The 19188-nt window shown below is 57.2% G+C and carries 12 protein-coding genes; 2 read left to right on the top strand and 10 right to left on the bottom strand.

Annotation, left to right across the window (positions count from 1 at the left end):
• Positions 1–28: 28 nt before the first annotated feature.
• The 7 genes from VMJ32_13875 to VMJ32_13905 all read right to left on the bottom strand — a co-directional run bounded on the left by VMJ32_13875 (position 29) and on the right by VMJ32_13905 (position 10982).
• Positions 29–754, bottom strand: coding sequence for a phosphatase PAP2 family protein (locus VMJ32_13875; GenBank protein HTQ40109.1), 726 nt, complete (start codon positions 752–754; stop codon positions 29–31).
• A 131-nt stretch (positions 755–885) separates the two neighbouring features.
• Positions 886–1731 (bottom strand): HAD-IIB family hydrolase, encoded by an 846-nt coding sequence (locus VMJ32_13880; protein HTQ40110.1) that lies wholly within the window; start codon positions 1729–1731, stop codon positions 886–888.
• 44 nt (positions 1732–1775) lie between these two features.
• A complete protein-coding gene (locus tag VMJ32_13885) occupies positions 1776–2231 on the bottom strand; it encodes a hotdog domain-containing protein (protein HTQ40111.1) in 456 nt (151 codons plus the stop codon).
• Between the two features lie 118 nt (positions 2232–2349).
• Positions 2350–5832, bottom strand: a complete 3483-nt coding sequence (locus VMJ32_13890; protein ID HTQ40112.1) for an aminotransferase class I/II-fold pyridoxal phosphate-dependent enzyme — start codon at positions 5830–5832, stop codon at positions 2350–2352.
• Between the two features lie 422 nt (positions 5833–6254).
• Positions 6255–6482, bottom strand: coding sequence for a hypothetical protein (locus VMJ32_13895; GenBank protein ID HTQ40113.1), 228 nt, complete (start codon positions 6480–6482; stop codon positions 6255–6257).
• A 502-nt stretch (positions 6483–6984) separates the two neighbouring features.
• Positions 6985–8529 carry a dockerin type I domain-containing protein gene (locus VMJ32_13900; protein HTQ40114.1) on the bottom strand — a complete coding sequence of 515 codons (1545 nt, stop codon included), beginning with the start codon at positions 8527–8529 and terminating at the stop codon, positions 6985–6987.
• Between the two features lie 1100 nt (positions 8530–9629).
• Positions 9630–10982 carry an NAD(P)/FAD-dependent oxidoreductase gene (locus tag VMJ32_13905; GenBank protein HTQ40115.1) on the bottom strand — a complete coding sequence of 451 codons (1353 nt, stop codon included), beginning with the start codon at positions 10980–10982 and terminating at the stop codon, positions 9630–9632.
• Between the two features lie 272 nt (positions 10983–11254).
• Here VMJ32_13905 and VMJ32_13910 point away from each other — a divergent pair, with 272 nt between their 5' ends.
• Together VMJ32_13910 and VMJ32_13915 are read left to right on the top strand one after the other, a co-directional pair.
• Positions 11255–13015 carry an ABC transporter permease subunit gene (locus VMJ32_13910; GenBank protein HTQ40116.1) on the top strand — a complete coding sequence of 587 codons (1761 nt, stop codon included), beginning with the start codon at positions 11255–11257 and terminating at the stop codon, positions 13013–13015.
• Between the two features lie 51 nt (positions 13016–13066).
• Complete coding sequence (locus VMJ32_13915) at positions 13067–14380, top strand: nitrate/sulfonate/bicarbonate ABC transporter ATP-binding protein (protein ID HTQ40117.1); 1314 nt, start codon at positions 13067–13069, stop codon at positions 14378–14380.
• A 99-nt stretch (positions 14381–14479) separates the two neighbouring features.
• Here VMJ32_13915 and VMJ32_13920 read toward each other — a convergent pair whose 3' ends face one another.
• The 3 genes from VMJ32_13920 to VMJ32_13930 form a co-directional block, all read right to left on the bottom strand.
• Positions 14480–16348, bottom strand: coding sequence for a TadG family pilus assembly protein (locus tag VMJ32_13920; GenBank protein HTQ40118.1), 1869 nt, complete (start codon positions 16346–16348; stop codon positions 14480–14482).
• Between the two features lie 329 nt (positions 16349–16677).
• Positions 16678–17160, bottom strand: a complete 483-nt coding sequence (gene rnhA / locus VMJ32_13925; protein ID HTQ40119.1) for a ribonuclease HI — start codon at positions 17158–17160, stop codon at positions 16678–16680.
• Positions 17161–17289: 129 nt separating this feature from the next.
• Positions 17290–19080, bottom strand: a complete 1791-nt coding sequence (locus VMJ32_13930) for a HAMP domain-containing sensor histidine kinase (protein HTQ40120.1) — start codon at positions 19078–19080, stop codon at positions 17290–17292.
• Positions 19081–19188 lie beyond the last annotated feature (108 nt).

The raw sequence follows: 19188 nt of genomic DNA on the forward strand, positions 1-19188 counted from the left end.
CGACCATCGAACACCAAGGCATTTTCGCTCAATGATGCGCCACTTGCAATTGCGCTTGCTGAAGTTCCGCCTTCACGTCGGCGAAGTCGTGCTCGAAGGCGGGGTTGTCGTGCAGTTGATGGACAATGGCCTGGCCGAGCACACGGCCGGCGAAGACATCGGTTTCGTAGTGGCGACCCAGCATGACGCGGTCCCAGCCCACTTGGCGGCCTTCGGCGAGAATGGCATCGTGCTTGTCGGGAATGGCCTCGGCCAATAGCGCGGCCATGACCGTGGCTTGCGTGGAATGCCCGCTCGGGTAGCCGAAGCTGGGATTTTTTTCCGTGTGGTGCAAATCGGTCGGATCGACCTGGTAGGGGCGCGGCCGCTGCCAGTGATTTTTGCTGTCGTCGACAACTTGTTCCGTTTCTTTTTGCACGTGGGCGAAAAATGCGGTGGTTTTGGGAAGCTTATCGACCTGGAACGACGGACCAATGGTCGAGGCAAAACTGGCGACGGAGAATTTTTTTTCCTCGGCCTCGGCGCGGGCTTTATCTTCCGGGGTGATGGTTTTGTGGGCGGCGACAACTTCCGCCAAATCGGCGGCTTGTTCCGGCGAATCGGCAGCCGGCGGCGGCGGAAGGAGCGCCAGTGCATCGGGTTTGCCGGTCGGCAGGTAATGATCTTGGGCGGACGCCGTGACAGGAATCAGCAATAGCGCCGGCGCCGCGAGCAAAAAACAACGGGCTAACACACGTAGAGTTTGATGTTTCATTCGCATACAACAAATTCCGCTCCCATAAAAACCGTGAGATTTTTTCGAAGTGAACCAGGCAAAAATATAAGCACAGTGTGTTAGAAAACGGTTAGAAATCCAACACGACAACGCTTTGCCAGCCGGCAATCTCACTGCAGCAGCCGGCGGACGACTTCGACGAGGCCGTCGCTGTCGTGGCAGGGGGCGACGCGGTCGGCGGCGGCTTTTAGTTCCGCCACGGCGTTGCCCATGGCAACGCCCAGGCCGGCGCCACGGACCATGGGAATATCGTTGACATCGTCGCCGACGGCACAAATTTCATCATCGCTAATGCCCCAATCGCGCGCCAAGTGCTGCACGGCGGACCATTTGCTGACGCCGCCCGGCTCGATTTCGCAAAACCAGCCGGAGTAGAACGGACTTTTGAGAATGTGAACGTAAAGCTGATTGCCGAAGCGCTGGGTGAGTGTTTGGCCCAGGGCGGTCATCGCCGGGCGCGAGGCCATGGCAAAACCGGCAAACACTCCCGGCGGCGGCGCGGTCATCAAGTTGGGCCACAGGCGACCGCAGCCGACGTTGCGGGCAAAGTATTCGGCCAAGTCGGTTTGCTCGCCGGGCGGGAGCAGCAGGCGCTGGCAGTAAAAATCGAAGCCTTGCAAAAACGTATCGGCATACAGGACGGCATCGTGACAGGCGGCGGCGACAATGGGAAGCACTGCTTCCAATACGCCGGGAGGAAACGCGGCACGAAACAAAGTGCGATGATCGAGGGGATCTTTAATGAGCGCGCCGCTGGCAGAAATGAGCGGCACGTCGATCTTCAGCGGCTCGACCAAATGCAGCGCCTTGGAATAGCGGCGGCCCGTGGCCAACACGACCCGAATGCCGGCCTGGCAAGCCCGATGAATGGCGGCACACGTGGCGGGCGTTAGTTCGTCACGGCTGTTGACCAGCGTGCCGTCGATATCGAGGGCCAGTAGACGAAAGCGGGGCATGGTGGTTGGCTCCATCCGTTAAGGCCTCGATGCAGATTTTTTCTTTAATCGCCGCCGTTGCGGCCGCGGATGCGGAGCAGTTTTTTCATGCGTTCGTGGAGTTTGCGCCATTCGGCGGCGGGTGCGGAGGCGGTTAAATCGCCCGGGAACTCCGCCACGCGACCATCGTCGTTCACTTGGGCGAATCCGAATAGAGCATCCATCCAGGGACCGGTCTGTCCAGGAAGCGGCGATGCAATGAGTCCAGTCACAAGATACGCACGAGTCACGTGCAAAATCTGGCCGCGGATTTCCACGAATGAGCCTTGCGGCACCGGTTTGTAACATTCGATGCTGAGGACGCGACGCAACAACAGGTTGGCATCGTGTCCGATGAAGCGAAAGGCGGTGGAGTAAGCCGCTTCCAACGCGATTCGCATCAGCGACCCGGCGTACAACGTGCCGTGATGATTGGTGTCGGCCGGGAGAATTAAGCGGTGGGTTAGCGTGACGTCAGACACGGGTGCCGACAGAAATGAAAGATCGTGAATTGGATTTCAAGCTGAAAAAAATCACCTGGGTTTCCATTCGCCGGCGGTTCAGCAACATCATTATAATTACGGGACAGGCTGAGAGGGATCAAATTTGCACATGCTGGGAATCTGCCGCGGGATTGTGCCGCAGATGGGAAGGATCGATTTTTCTCAATTCCTCGGTGACTGCATCCACCGTTGTGCGAATTTGCTCTGCGGTGTGCTTGGCGGTGACGAAAAACCTTAGGCGGGCGGCGCTTTCCTCGACGGCCGGGTGCATAATCGGCTGGACGTTGATGCCGCGTTTGAACATGGCCTCGGAAAGCTGCAGGGCATGCAGGGAATTTCCCAAAATCACGGGGACGACGGCGGAATCTTTGCTGCGGCCGGTATTCAGGCCGCGGCTTTTGGCCAACGACAGGAAGAGCTTGCTGTTGGCCGAAAGCTGCGAAACGCGCTCGGGTTCCTCCTCCAATACTTTCAACGCAGCCAGCGCGGCAGCCGCACTGGCGGGGGGCAACCCATTGGCAAATACGAAGCCAGGCGCCGTGTATTTCAGGTATTGGATCAACGACTTGCCGCCGGCGATGTAACCGCCACAACTGCCTAATCCCTTGCTGAGAGTGCCCATCCAAAACTCGACGTCCTGGGAGTCGACATCGAAATGCTCGCTAATGCCGCGGCCATGCGGACCCATGACGCCCAGCGAATGCGCTTCGTCAATATACAACAGCGCTTTGTGCCGCTTTTTGATTTCGATGAAGCGTGGGAGGTCGGGATAATCGCCGTCCATACTGTAGACGCCTTCGATGGCGATGAGCACGCGGCGGTATTCGTGGCGCAGCTCGCTTAAAAGCTGATCGAGCGTTTGCCAATCATTGTGCGGAAAGGGCCGGCGGCGCGCGCCGCTGAGAATACAACCCTGGATAATGCTGTTGTGGGCCAGGGCATCGTGCAGAATTAAATCGCCCGGGCCGAACATGTGGCCAATGGTGGTTTCGTTCGTGGAATGGCCGCAGACAAACGTGATGGCATCTTCCGCGCCCAGAAAATCGGCAATAGCCCGCTCCAATTGGCGATGGATGGTTTTCTCGCCCGAAACCAGCCGGCTGGCGGAAACACTAGTGCCGAATTGATCGATGGCCTGTTTGGCGGCGGCGGTGACGGCCGGATCGCCGGACATGCCCAAATAGTTGTAGCTGGACCAACTGATCATCTCGCGACCGTTGATGACGGTGGTGTCGTCGATGACGCGTTCATGCACTTTGAAGTAGGGGTTCATGACGCCGACGCTGTCCAGCAGCTTGCCTTGCTGCTCCAGCACGACGCACTCGGGGAATTGATCGATGTTGTAATGGGCCGCGGGAATTTCCTCGGTGGGGAGGGCTAAACGTTTGCGCGGAGTTTTGCCGAGATATTTTTCCACGGCGGCGACGACATCGCGGACAGTAATCATGTCGGGGAGCACTTCTTCGGGGAAACGACCGCCGAACGTTTCTTCCAGGGCGGCGATAATTTCCATGCGCTCCAGCGAATCCATGCTCATTTCAAGAATGTTGGATTCCAACGTGAGGCCCTTGGCCCGTTCCTTTGCCACGCGCGTAATTTGTTCCATGACCACGGCGGCGGTTTCGTCCGAAACCGGCGGCAAGCGATCCGCCAGGTTGCCGTGCCGGCCATGGCCGTTGCTGGGAGTGGCGGAAAGTGCTTCCAGCGCCGTGCGCGGGGCAGGGGAGGGAAGCGGCGCCGCAGGCGTTTTCAGCGGCAAGATCACGGGGCCGGGGGCCGCCGGCGACGGAGCGGTTGGCGCTGCTTCGGCCGCCGCCGCGCTTTCCCAGCCGCGCCACTGGGCCACGATTTCTAAATCCGAGCCGCGCAAAAAGCCGTTGCGGCAAGCGTGCCGTTGAATTTTGCCGCTGGAGGTTTTGGGAATGCTGCCCGCTTTAATCAGGACGATGGCGTCGACGGGCACTTCATGCTCGGCAGAAACGGTGCGGCGAATGGCGGCAAACACTTCCTCCAATTCTTCCGATGTACGGTTTCGGCCTCGTTCGACTTCGGCCACGACGCCCAGCCGTTCGCGCCCGCTCACTTCCACAGTAAATACACCGCAGGCGCCGGCCCGCAACAGCGGGTGTGCCCGTTCGACAGTTTGTTCGATATCTTGCGGGTAATGGTTGCGGCCATGGATGATGATCAAATCTTTTAACCGGCCGGTTACGAACAATTCGCCATTGTGGACAAAACCCAAATCGCCGGTGCGCAAATACGGCCCGCGGCCGCTGTCTTTCAAGTACGCGCGGAAGGTATTGGCGCTTTCTTCGGCGCGGCGCCAATAGCCTTGTGCCACACTGGGACCGGCGACCCAGATTTCGCCAATTTGCTTGTCGGGCACGCGGACCATGGCATCGGGATCGACAATCACAATTTCCTGATCTAACAGTGCGGCGCCGCAACCGACCAAGGTGCGGGCGCCTTCTTCATCTGGCAACGCATCGACGGCCTGATTGTTTTCCAGCGATTTGGCATCGAAGGTTCGCACCACCGGCAGCGAAGTTTTGAAACCGCCGGTCACCATCAGCGTGGCTTCGGCCAGGCCGTAGCAGGGATAAAATGCTTCGGGATGAAAGCCGCAGGGGGCAAACGTGCGCGTGAATTCGGCGAGAGTTTCGGAACGAATGGGCTCCGCGCCGTTGAATGCCAGCGACCAAGTGCTGAGATCCAGCGTTTGGCGTTCTTCCGGAGTAATGCGGCGCAGGCACAAATCGAAAGCAAAGTTTGGCCCGCCGCTGACCGTGCCTTTGTACTTGGTAATGGCCCGCATCCAGCGCAGCGGCTTTTGCAAGAACGACATGGGCGACATCAGCACGTTGGGCTTGCCGTAATAGATGGGCTGCAAAATGCCGCCGATCAAACCCATATCGTGGTAGCTGGGAAGCCAAAACACGCCGACGCCGCTGCGGGTATGTTCGAAGGCGTGGCAAATGAGCGCCGAGTTGTGAATTAAGTTGGCGTGGCTGAGCATTACGCCCTTGGGCGTGCCGGTGGAGCCGGAGGTGTATTGCAAAAAGGCCAATGTGTCGCCGTGGACATCGGGATGGCGCCAATCGTGCTCCATGCCGGCGGGAAATTGATCGGTGGCGCCCCAATGGAGCGATTTCAAACCGGGATTTTCGTCCAGCACGCCTTGCACGCGGCCCATGACTTCGTGGGTGGTGAGAGCCACTTTGGCCTCAGCGTCGTCGGCAATGGCCTCGATGCGTTCCAGCGAGCGGTTTTTCCGCGGCGGGTAGGCCGGCACCGCAACCACGCCGGCATAAACACAGCCGAAAAACGCGGCGATGAAATCCAACCCCGCCGGATACAGCAACAGCGCACGCTCGCCCTGCAAACCCAACGATTGCAGCCAGGCCGCAATGGCCCGGGCCCGGCGGTCCAGTTCGGCATAGGTCCAGGTGATTTCGTCCTGCTCGCCATCAACTAAATAGGTAAAGGCGGTATCGGCGGATTGATGCGCCGAACGGTGGCGCAGCAAATCGACGAGGTTCGAAGGACCGAAAAACGATCCAGGCAAATGATCAAGATGCACGGTGAACAGCTCTCCCGGGACCTACACTACTTGGTGACATCAAACAGTCCCAGAGGGGCTGCGACTGCCAAGTCGCCGAATCTTTCCCAATCGCGGAATCCAAAGCGGCCGTTGCAACCGACCCCATCAGCTTTCGAGGAATCCCTAGTGCCGGCCGAACAGTAGGAAGGCAGGTGTCGTCATGACGTCTGCCGGCTAAGATTACGCGCTGCCACAGCTTACCATGCCCGGCCCGCGCGCACAAACCGGGCTGCGGCGTAATACGCGGGATTTTGCGTTTTTTTGGGGGGGCGAGGGTCGCTATTAGCGAATCCGATACACCTTTACAAACTCGCCGGCGGATTAAGTTTGCCACTTTCACGCGCCAGCATTTGCAGAAAGCGGCGCGCAATCGTCAAGCTTTGCAATCGACGGGCGGGTTGCTATGCCCAATCGAGTCCGGTTTCCAGCTTGATGCGATGTTCGTAATCGCCCAGCAGGCCGCCGATGACATCCCAGCGATCGCGGCGGCGGACTTCAATATCGCCCTGCAAGTTGACGCGCACCAGACATTTGTCGGTCAGTCCGGCTTTGCGCAAATCGTCCGGCTTGATTTCGTCGGGCCCCAGCAGGTGCATCAACTGGGCGCCCCGCATTTCGATAAACTTCATACGCCGACTCCTGGACAAATCGAACGTGCGGCTGGAAATGGCTTGCCCGCCCAGGCCGACGTCCCCGCCAGATTACCTTCGGCGGCAGCGGGTGGCAAGTACGACCTGCGTCAAGCGTGAGCCAATCCAGCCCCTCCTGGGGCTTTGCTGCTGGAGTATTCTGGCCTCAGGTAATTCGCTTAGGACGCCGGGTGCCACTGCTGGCTTGCCCAACAGTGGAATAGCCAAATTGTCCTACGATCTAAATGACAATCAAAGATTACAGAAGCTTTCAACTGCAAGCTGAAACCGCTTGCAGTCTCGGTTGTCATTGGACGCCAACACAGAAATCCGCACTGCTGGACAAGCCAGCAGTGGCACCCGTGCGGCTATTCCTTTCAGTGTTGCAGCAATATCGTAACCGTTGCAGGAACCACACGGCCACAAGTCCGACGAGTGGGCAGCCGGTTTTGAATGACCACCCGGAGTTTCTAAAAGGGCGGATTATTGCAAGAATCGAGAACTATCGAGTTGTTGGCACAGCAACAGCAGCCAAGCGTCGTTGCTTTTGGCCCAAGTAATATCTGCAGCGCCACCACCACATGCCGAATGCCACGACGGCCAGCACCAAGGTGCTGGGTTCGGGAACAGAGTCGGTTTGACCGCCGCCCAATTTGAACTTGTTGAGCAGGTACTGTAGATCGGCATTATTGAATTTAGTGTCGCCGTTGACATCTTCAATCGCCATCAAGTCGGCGTTCGATAAGCCAGTGTGGGCCGCTTGGAAGGCGGCTGGATTTGCCAGCGCCGCCATCATCGGCAATATATCGGCGGCGTCGACATGGCCATCGCGATTGAAATCGCCCGCTAAAACCGGCTCCAGGATAACCACTTCCATCGACGACTGCGGGACCGTCACCGAAAACGTAGAACCCAAATTGGTCAGCGTCTGCAGCGACGGCGGCGTGTCAGTGGAGCCGATATTGTTGGCGCCAAAGAGATAAAGTTCACCACTGCTCAAGTATTTCGACCCGCCGGTCAGGGAGATCGTCAGATTGCGATCCTGTGAATTGTTAGTCGCCGAGCCATCATTGATCAGCAGCAACGCCAGACTGCCATCGGCGCGTTTTTCGGCGTGAATACGGATGGACGAGTCGCTGTAAGAGGTCGCAACAAACGTGCCGCCGGCGCCCGCATAGTCGTGAACCATCTGCATCGCGTAATAAACCTCTCCCTGTTTCAGCGGTCCGTCTCCAAGATACTGCCCGGAGCTCATCTCCTGGAAATCCATGTTGACAACGCCATTTTCAAAGCCAGTCGCATAAGCATCGGCTGCAAAAAGCGAGTTTTGGATGGGCGTGGCGTTGCTGGCCGAATACGCGAATTCCGTTACGGTGACCTGGATTCCGTTGTAACCCTTGGTGGTGTTGTTCTGAACGCTCGTTCGAAGATTGTTGATTTCTGTCGGTAGCGAACCCGAGCCGGTGGTAACGGTACCCGGCAGCGTGCCGCCCGGATACCAATGTATAATTCCGAAATCGATGTTGTTCCCCGCGGTCTGAAGGATCGCCTTGTCACCGGCATCATTCGGCGCGGCGTTAAATCCGGCTCCAATTTTGATGTTCGGATCAACTTGCTTCATCAATGTCGCGAATTGATTGAGGTTCTGCGCGTAGGCCGTCGGCGAAAGCAGAGGATTCCCTTTGCGGCCGGTATTGTCATTCGTATTTCCATTGTTATAGGGGGCATGCAGGTCGTATTCCCACTGAACGCCGCTGTATCCATTGCCGCCGATCTCGTTGCCAATCTCCCAATAGTTTATGTTTTCCGGCGCTGGATGATTGATGGCGAGAAATGAGTACGCGGGATTGTAATCCCCGGCAGCGGTGGCCCATGTTTGGTATTGGGCTGGCGTCGATGCCCGAAGTTTCGCCCAGAATCCTGCCGTCTGCCAATTCACTCCTGCTGCATCGCTACCGAGCGTTACATCGCTGGCAGTGCCATAGATGCTGGCGCTGGAATCCGCATAGGCGACTTCAGCGGCGGCCTCCTGCGGCGGCGCGCCCATGGTGTTCGTCGTATTCGAACCATAGTTCACTGTGATTATCCCCTGCGTTCCCGACCCGTCCAGAACTTTGAAATAATTACCGATGTTTGAATTTGAGGCCGCATAGCCACCGTCGTTGGCCGTTCCCAACGACCAATTGTAAATGTCGGAGTAGCTCCCGCCCGGATACCTCAGCATTTGCGTTCCCGATCCGGCGATCAATCCCGGCAGCGCAGAATTTCCCCATTGATTTGCATACACGGACGTACCCAGGCCAAGTCCCGTGGCCGGCATCGTCGCGGTGGCAGCATTCTGCGCGTAAAGAATTGGCGTGGCGACCTTGATGGTGACGCTCGTCGAAACCTGGCCCATTGCCGTTGGCAACCAAATCGCCCCCGCCGACATGGCAACAGCGCGTAAGATAACTGACGTCGCGGAACCTCTCTTCACTGAACCCTCCCTCCAGAAAGCGCTTGCTATCGCCAAGATCGAGTTTACGGTGTTGTGCAACGGAAAGCAACACATTTCGGTTAACTTATCATTCCACACCTCGCAAGACTTGCAGCATTCGCAGCGCCGATAAAAACCTGTGAAAGCAACAGCCCTTCCTAGAGTAGGCAGTAGGGGTGCTTTCTCATGGCACCTTACGCCAAAACACGCCGAAGGCGTTGCACATTACAGCTCAGGGTCAGCGCAGCGCCACCCTGGGTGATGAGGTGATGGTCAACGACAAACCCCTTGGAATAGTCGCGTCGGCCACAACCCTGAAGGGGTTGCACTTGCCGGAATGTTCGTCGGTTTGGTTTGCAGAAGTCGGACCGACGGTTGTAGAACCCTTTCAGGGTTCATCGGAATTGATTGGTCGGTGGGTTTCGTGGGCCGTCACGTTACCCAGGGTTGTCGGACAACTCTGGGCTTTGTTGTAAAACGCCTTCGGCGTTGTGGTGGTGTTTGTGCCAGGACGGTAGTGGCACCCGTCGCGCTATCGGATCATCCAACATCACGGTTGTTCGGTGTTAGCCCTGGGCTTTGCCCGGGGGTTGCAGCGCTATCCGTCAACCAATATCAACCGGCACTTCACCCCCGGGCAAAGCCCGGGGCTAATGGGGCGCGCGGACGATTCACTCGGCGGTGGCCATTTCGGCTTTCATTTCGTCCATCAGGCGGAAGACTTCTTCGAATTTGCCGTCGACGAAGAGGTCGCCGATCAGCAAGTCGGTTAGATGGCCTTTGAGATGTGGATGGCGCTTCACGAAGCGGCCGAAGCTGAAGCCATCGTAAAATTCGCACACCAGGCGGCGCATGCGGTCCATGCCGCGGTTGAAATCGGATTCCCACTTGCCAAGCTGCGCGGCGGAAGTGTCGCCTTTAGCCAGGCCTTCGGCAATGGCGTCGGCGGCCAGCGAGGCCGATTTTAGCGCCAGCAGCACGCCGGAAGAATAAAGCGGATCGAGAAATCCAAACGCATCGCCGCAGAGCACCCAGCCATCGCCGGCGGCTTGGCGGGAACGGTACGAATACTCTTTGGCAGCGCGGAATTCGTCGCAGCGGGTGGCGCCGGCCAGCAGCGGCTGCAGGCCCGGGCAACGAGAGACTTCCTCGAAATAAATTTCCTCGTGACTTTTCCCGGGCCGGTTTTTGAAGAGGTAATCGTAGGCCGCGACCACGCCGACACTGGTGATGTCGTCGTGCAGCGGAATGTACCAGAACCAACCGTGCTTGCCTTGAACTTGGATGACGAGCGTGGCGCCGGCGTCTTTGTCTGCGGCGCGTGCGGCTCCTTTCCAATAAGTCCACACGGCCCCTTTTTTGAGGACTGGATCCCACTCGCGCAAGCCCAGGCGGCTCATGATGACGGAGCTTTGACCGCTGGCATCGACGATGACGTCAGCGTGCAGTTCGCGCGTTTGGCTGATACCCCTCACCCCCGGCCCCTCTCCCGCAAGGGGCGAGGGGGGAGAAGAGACGCCGCCATTTTCTGCCTGTGCGCCATCTTCAAATTGGGCGCGGACGCCGACGGCGCGATTGTTTTCGAACACTACTTCCAGCACGCGGACACCTTGTTGCACGTCGACGCCATGCTCGCGGGCATTTTCCAGCATGAGCTGGTCGAACTCGCTGCGGCGGACTTGCCAGGTTTGCGACGACTCGTGGGGTTTGTTGTCCCAAAAATAAAACGGCTCGGAAAGTTTGCCGTACTGTGTGATGAACTGGACGCTGTATTTTTTGGTGAAGTGGCTGGAACGCAGCTTTTCGATCATGCCCAGGCGCTTCAGCACCCAAAAAGTTTCCGGGATGAGCGATTCGCCAATGTGAAACCGCGGGAAGCGTTCGCGTTCCAAGAGAGTAACCTGGCAACCGTGTTGAGCCAGCAGCGTGGCGGCCGTCGATCCGGCCGGACCGCCGCCGATGACCACGACGTGGCCTAGCGGTTTGGGTGAGCTTCCATTGGGCCCGTGGTTCAATGGAGTCATGGACCGAATCTCTCGGAATGAAGGGGAAGAGCTATACAAGATACTGCGCTATGCAAATCATCGTCAAGACGAGTGTTGTTCAGACAAGTAACAGCCCGCCGAACGAGCGTGGCCCGCACACTGGGCGACCGGGTGTCGTTCAGGCCTGCCCCTAGAATCAGGATTGGCGTATATTAGGCCGCTTTCACGGCCTGCCAACATGCGGCAGCGGCCTGACAAAAACGCCCTCGCCGATCTTCACAACGCATACCACGATATTCAGGACCGCTGCCATGCCGGAACCACAAGATATTTGGCGACGGGCTTGGGGAGGCGCGCGGGACATTCTGCGCGGCTCGCAGCGGTTTAGCTGGGTCGATTTGCTGGTTGTGGTCGCACTGGGCGGAGTGTTTTATGCCATTATCGACCTGGCCAGCGAATGGACCGCGCCGCACCGGGCGACTGTCCAAATCAATCTTTCACCGTGGGCGCTGCCGGGCTATACGCTGATTTCGCTGGCCCGGGGATTGCTGGCGTATGTCATTTCGCTCACGTTCACGCTGCTGTATGGGTACTGGGCGGCGAAGGATGCCCGGGCGCGGCGAGTGTTGATTCCGCTGTTGGATATTTTGCAAAGCATTCCGGTGTTGGGATTTTTGCCGGGGCTGTTGTTAGCGCTGAATGCGGCCTTTCCCAACAACAACGTGGGGTTGGAATTGGCGGTGGTGTTGATGATTTTCACCGGCCAGGCGTGGAACATGACATTCAGTTATTACCACTCCCTGCGGAGCGTTCCGCAAGATCAGCAAGATGCGGCCACGGCGTATCGCTTCACCTGGTGGCAACGGCTGAAGTGGGTGGAGTTGCCGTTCTCGACCATGGGATTGGTGTGGAACAGCATGATGAGCATGGCGGGCGGTTGGTTTTTTTTGATGATTTGCGAAAACTTCCAATTGAAAGACGATGATTTCCGCCGGCCCGGCTTGGGCTCTTACATGCAAGCGGCAATGGACGCCAATCAGGTGGGCGCAATGCTGTGGGCTTTGCTCGCCATGCTTTTGATGATTGTGATGCTGGACCAGTTGCTGTGGCGGCCGGTCGTGGTTTGGTCGCAAAAATTTCGGGTGGAAGAAGGGGGCGAGCAGCCGATGATGACTTCCTGGTTTTTGAACTGGCTGCGGCGCTCGCAAGTAATTTCGGTTTGCAAGAAGCTGTTCGGGGGGATGTTTCGGCGCGAGCATCGGCCGCCGCAGGTCCCGGTCCACATTGAGCGGCCGCTGAAGGAATCGACTGCGCCCCAAATTTGGGGCACGGCAATTTCGCTGTTAGCGTTGGTGTCGTTGTTGTTGCTGTTGGCATTCGGCGGATGGAAATTGATCAGCCTGTTGCGCCAAGTGCCGCTGAACCAATGGGGCGAAACGTTTTTGGCGGCGATGCTGACTTTGACCCGCGTGTTGGTTTCCACGGCGGTGGGGACGCTGTGGGCGTTGCCAGCCGGTTTGGCGATTGGCCTGTCGCCGAAATTGTCGCGGATTTTCCAGCCGATTGTGCAGGTAGCGGCTTCGTTCCCGGCGCCGATGTTGTTTCCATTGGTGATTGCCGGACTGCAAGTGGCGCGCGTCTCGCTGAATTGGGGCTGTATTTTGCTGATGTTATTGGGCACGCAATGGTATATTCTGTTCAATGTCATTGCCGGTGCGATGGCCGTGCCGGCCGATTTGCGAGAAGCGGCGCGCGGTTACCGATTTGACCGCTGGCAACGCTTTCGAACCCTCTACCTGCCGGCGGTGTTCCCGTACCTGGTGACAGGTTGGGTGACGGCGGCCGGCGGCGCATGGAACGCCAGCATCGTGGCGGAATTTGTAAAATTTAGGGAGCAGATTTTGGAAGCGGGCGGTTTGGGAGATCAAATTAGCCGCGTTACCACCGATCGAGATTTTCCCATGCTCGCGGCCAGCGTATTGGTAATGGCCATTGTCGTGGTGATTTTTAACCGGACGGTGTGGCGAAGGTTGTATGAATTGGCGGAGCGGCGGTACTCGTTAAGCAAATAGCGACGCTAGGGTGATGGACAGGCAACGAGCATGAAGAAGTGAGCAGATAACATGAGTTCGATGGGTTCCACCACGGTTGTCGACGAAGTGGCCACCGTGCTGTGCGAGGCGCGGGGCATTTCGCACACGTTCACGCTCCCCAACGGTCAACCGCTGCTGGTGCTAGATAATATCACCCTGGCGATTCAACCCAACGAAATTGTGGCTCTTTTGGGTCCTTCGGGCTGCGGAAAATCGACCATTTTGCGGATTTTGGCGGGATTGATTCGACCGACGCATGGTGAGGTGTTGTATCACGGTCAGCCGCTGGCCGGGCTCAATCCCGGTGCCGCAATCGTGTTTCAAAGTTTTGCGCTGTATCCGTGGTTGACGGTGACGCAAAACATTGAAGTGGTGCTGGCCGCCGCCAATGTGCCGCCCGACGAAGCGAAAACCAAGGCCGAACGGGTAATTCGCATGGTTGGTCTGGCGGGCTTTGAGGAAGCTTACCCGCGCGAACTTTCCGGCGGCATGAAGCAGCGCGTCGGCATGGCGCGGGCGTTGTCGGTCGATCCGGAAATGTTGTTCATGGACGAGCCGTTCAGCCATGTCGATGCCCTGACGGCGGAAAGCTTGCGGGCGGAAATCGTCGACATTTGGGCGGCGCTGGACAAAAATCCGTCCTCCATTTTAATGGTCAGCCACGACATCAAAGAGGTGGTGTACATGGCCGATCGAATCGTCGTGCTGGGAGCCAACCCGGGCCGTCTACGGACGATTGTGGAAAACCGCTTGCCCCGGCCGCGAAATTACCGCTCGTACGAATTCAACGCTTTGGTCGATCAACTGCACGAAGTGATCACAGGAAAGGAACTGCCCGACCAGCCGCCCGTGATGTCGCGCTCCGGATTGCCCCCGATGGAGCCGCTGCCGGAAACCACTTCGAGCGAAATCGTCGGGTTGTTGGAATACTTGGATGCCCGTGGCGGCAGCGAAGAATTGTTCCGGATTGCCGCGGATACGAATCGCGAATTTGGCGACATCATCAAAACCGTGCGTGCCGCCGAGATGTTGGAGTTTGTCGATACGCCCAAGCGGATGGTTGTGCTGGATGTCGTGGGGCGCAAATTCCTCAACGGAACGGCCGAACAGCGGCAAGTCCTCTGGCGCGAACAGTTGTTAAAGCTGCGACTGTTCCGGGAAATTTATGAAGCCATCGGGCGGCAGCCTGAGCACAAGGTAGATCAAGATTTCGTGGAGGAAACCATCATTCTACGGTTGCCGCAGGAAAACCACGAGAAAATGTTTCAAACCTTCGTCCGCTGGGCTCGGTTCGGCAATCTGTTGGCCTACGACGAAAACACGCAGGAACTGTCGCTGCAGTAAGCCAGACCGCTGTTTCCGCCGCGCCGCTTTCTGAGCAAACGCGCGATTCTCGCCACGGAGCCGTTGATCCGACTCCGTGACGATGTCGCGCTACGCGTGTCACTGCACCAGATGGACTTCCGGATTGTCAATGATGTTGTCCAACAGGGCGGTCATCTGCGTTTCATAGTCGTTCGGATCGCCGTCGGTGCGAGGGGCCTGGCCGTTGCTGTCGGCAGTCCCGCCGATGCGGGCCATACGATCCATGAAGTCATAATCGGCGGCTAACCCCAGGGCCAGGGCATACACCAGCATGGGCGAGCTGTTGCCGGAGGTCATGCTGCTGTCGGGCACGCCCGCTTGCATGGCGGCAGCGGTCATCAAGGCGGCGTCGCTGGGGTAGTCGCTGGAGTCGCCATAATAGTTGGAAGAGCCGTTGTACGTATTTGGGTTGGCCGCTTCGTATGCGGCAACCGTTGAATTGCTGCTGTCTTTCAAGTTGGCCACACCGTCGGTCAGCAGGATGACCACTTTCTGGGTGTTTTCGCGGCCGGTGCCGCCTTGACTGGCGGGTTTGATCAGATTGTAAGCGGTGACCAAACCCTCTTCCGTATCGGTGCTAGCGCCGTTTTCGCCCACGGCTTGCATAGAAGCGGCGCTGGTCATGGCCGTGGTGTATGTACTGGTCAACGGGACAAGCGTCCTCACACCACCGACCTTGTCGAAGGTAACAATCGAGACCCAATCCATTTGATTAGGATCGGTAATCTGGCTGTTAAATTTTTGCACCTCCTGGATACCGGCGATGACGGAGCGGCGTTCCGAATGGGTTGGATATTCGCGAGGCGGAAATGAAAAGCTGGAGCTGCCGACGGTTTCGCTGTGGTAGGGGCAATTGGGACTCTTGGTCGATAGCTCGCCGTAATCACCGTTACTATCGACGGTTTGATCACGGCCTCCTTCGTCCATCAACCACGAGACATAGGAACGATATCCGACAACGTAGCTGCTGTTGGCGGTGATGTACGACAAATACGATTGCCAATAATTATAACTGGCGCTGTTACTGCTGAGCGGCGTCGGCTTGGCATTGGGCATGATCGAGGCAACTTGATTGTCGATCATCCATTTGTATGCCTTGGTTTGCGCCGAACTTGTCGAGTCGCTGCTGGTAATGCGATAGGTCGTTGAAATGGAGCTCTTCGACAACGGTCCGCTCTTGGAATACAACCCGTTAGAGCCCGAACCGCTCCACGAGACGCTGGAGCCCAATGGCGACCCTGGCTTTTGTGTGGTGCCGGGATAGGTTCCAAAATTAAAGTCTGTGAACACCTGCTGCATCATCGTCTGGTAGTCGCTGGTGTATCCGGAACTGCGGTAGGAGGCGCTGCTGCCATAGCCGGTGACCGTGTCGTCATTCATGGACCCGGACAAGTCGACCACAAAGCAAATGTCGCGAGGATTGCCGATGGCGATAGCCGACACCGGAATGTTGAACGAGGTGAGTCCAAAGATGCGGCCAAAAAACGTTCCGTTGGCGCCGGTGCTGTTATCTCGCCGGACCGTCACTTTCACGGCATTGCTGGTGGTGCCGCTGGATGTAAACGTGCGCGCGGTGCTGTTCCATGTGCCGTACAGCACGTCCGACGAAGCCAGGCTGACCGGCGCGCCCGCCGCCTTGTGATAAGCGGCGTACTGTTGGGCTGCGGCGGTCATGGTCGATTGCGTGCTCGACATATTCGCGGCCGCGGCCATGGCGGCACTATCGGCGGCGGCCTGCAATTGCGTTTGCGTGACCATCATGTAGCCCACGTCGACGGCAAAAGCCACCATGCCCAGCATCATGACCATTAAAAAGGCGGCGAGCACCGTAATGATTCCGCTCCGTGCATGGCTGGCGGCGTCAAACGGTCGGCTCTGACTGCGAGTGCGACTTTGTGCCCGCGCATCAGCGGTGTGAAACAGATTTAAGTTGGTAAGGTGGCTCATAGAAGAAGGCTCTCAAGGTGTTGGCGCCGACAAGACCGGCGGCGTATCGACTGGTAAATTCAGCGAAGATTCGGAAATGGAAATTCTGACAATCGAATCGGGCCTGGATAAGAGAGGCAACCCGAGACAATTGCGGTGATAAGTAGGGACGTTTGAACTCTGCCTTATAAACAGCTTGTTGTCAAATTTTTACGCCTGTGCGGCGATGTGGTTCGACCGCAAAGTGCGGCCAAACGTGCGCAGCGCAGAGAAGTTACGCGTGTTGCCGGTAATCGCTGCATAATCCGCACAGAAGGACCCGCGGTCCCAGGCCGCGCAACCATCGTGGCCTAGCGCTGGCTCAAAAACTTTTGATAGGCGGCCACGGCCAATTCGTCGCAGCGATCGTTTTCCGGATGCCCGCTGTGACCGGCCACGCGATGAAAATTCAATTGATGTTGGCCGGTCAGTTCGTCCAATCGCTGCCACAATTCCAGATTTTTGACTTCGCCTATTTTGCCTCGGGAATCTTTCCGTTTCCAACCGTTGGCTTTCCACTTGGGCATCCACAGCGACAAGCCCTGGCGGACGTATTCGCTATCGGTAAATAACTCCACCTGGGAGCGTTTTTTCAGCGCTTCCAAGCCCCGGATCACAGCCAGCAACTCCATGCGATTGTTCGTCGTCAGCAGTTCGGCGCCGGCATGCTCCAATTCCTTGCCGGATTCAGGATGGCGCAAGACAAAGGCCCAACCACCGGGTCCGGGGTTACCGCTGCAAGCCCCATCGGTAAACAAATGCACGGTGGGCAGTGGCGGGGAGACGCTGGGCATGTGCGGCAAAATTACCGTAGATAAATGAAATGACGAATGACGATTGAATGACGAAGCACGAATGTCGAAAGATTTATCTCGTATATGGTGATCGGACACTTAGACATTCGACATTCGTCATTTTCCCCATTATTGCTCCGCGCCTGGCGCCGCTGTGACGACTCGCTCCAGGGTACGCTGCATTTCGTGGCGTTGGGGGCGCAGCATTTCTTCCAGATTGTCTTTTACGCTGGCGTCCAACTGCGGCTGTCCGGCACAGGTGAAGGGCAAGCGCACGGTGAAGGTGCTGCCGCGGCCGATTTGGCTTTCCAGCGTCACTTCGCCCCCCAACAATTTGCAGAGCTCTTTCACAATCGACAAGCCTAAGCCCGTGCCGGAGTGTTCGCGGGTAATGGCATCTCCCTGCGCCATGACAGCGGTGCCCTGGCGGAATTTTTCGAAAATCACAACCTGGTCTTCTTCGGCAATGCCGACGCCGGTGTCGGATACAATCAACAGCAAATCGCCGCTTTCCGGATCGTGCCTGGCGCGGACAGTAATGCGGCCCCCCTCGGGCGTGAACTTGATGGCGTTGGAGAGCAAATTACTGAGGATTTGCTGCACTTTAGCCTGGTCTTGAAACAATTCCGAAAGGCCGGGCTCGACGTCGATTTCCAAATCGATGTTTTTGCGTTCGGTTTGTGGACGGAAGAAATCGCACTGCGCCTGGACGACGTTGTCGATGCGGAAATCAGACAGGCGAATTTCCATTTTCCCGCTTTCAATTTTCGCCAAGTCCAAAATATCGTTGATCATGTCGAGCAGGACGCGGCCCGATTTTTGAATGTTCTGCACGTAGCGCCGCTGTTTATCGTCGAGCGATTTGATGGAATCGAGCACTTCGGAAAATCCGATAATGCTGTTTAGCGGGGTCCGCAGTTCGTGGCTCATGGTTGCCAGAAAATCGCTTTTTAAGCGGTTCATTTCGTACAACCGCATGTTGGTTTGCGCCAATTCGTCGACTTTCACATCCAGGGCCGCATTGGCGTGCTTGATTTCCTCCTGGGTGCTGACCAAATGCCGCACCATTTTGTTGAAGGCCATCCCCAACTCTTCGAATTCGTCGGCGGTGTGAATTTCCGCCCGGGCTTCCATGTTGCCGCGGGCAATTTCGTCGCTGATGTCGCGGAGGTGCTTGAGCGGCTTGACGATGACGTAGCGGACAATGGCGTAGGCCGCACACATCGCCAGAAAGACGGTGAAAACAGCGGTCGCAAGGAAAATGGCGCGGTTTTCGTTCAGTGCCTTTTGTGTGGCATCCGGCATTTCTATTTTGGTCACCGCAATCAGATCACCCTCCCGCATCGGAGTGGCTTGCAGGCCCAAGCTAATCATTTTTGCCGATTGGTCGTGGCAATCCGTGCAGGTGCGAGCAGTCGAATAAACGGGCTGATAATACTGGTAAAGATATTCGCCTTTTTCATCAGGGAGCAGTCGTTCCAAAGGGGAAATTTCCGCTTCCTGTAAGTCCGAATTGGAATGGCTTTTATCCGTTGTATTGGCTTCCAGCGGGATTGTGGTTGGAAACTGCTCTAGGACCGAAGCATCGTATTCGTCACGTGGTTGCCATTTCGCTACGGTTGGGAAAGGCGAAATAAAACTATAGGAATAAGTTTGTGTTTGTGAGTTTCGGCCAATACTGGCATCCAATTCTCTAAATTTCTCTTCATCAAAAGCTTTCCAATGTTCTTGCAAAATAGCCGCATGAACGGAGTCACGCCCCGTGTTGCGAGCTTTGCTTATTACGATGCCTTCCGTTCGGCTTCCGTACCACCAGAAGCTGCCGCCGATGAGCGTCAGAAGGCAGACCGCAAACAGCGCCAGGCATTTTAGCTCCAGCCGAGTTTCGCCCAGGACACGTTTGACGCCGCGGTAAGACATGAAAAGGGGCGAGGGATTAGGGGCGAGAGGGTTTTTAATACGACTTTTATTTTACGGCCGCGGCGAACGCAGAACTAGAGCAATCCCACGCTGCCCGGCGTGAGTTGC

This window comes from Pirellulales bacterium (genome assembly GCA_035499655.1).
Classification (GTDB): domain Bacteria; phylum Planctomycetota; class Planctomycetia; order Pirellulales; family JADZDJ01; genus DATJYL01.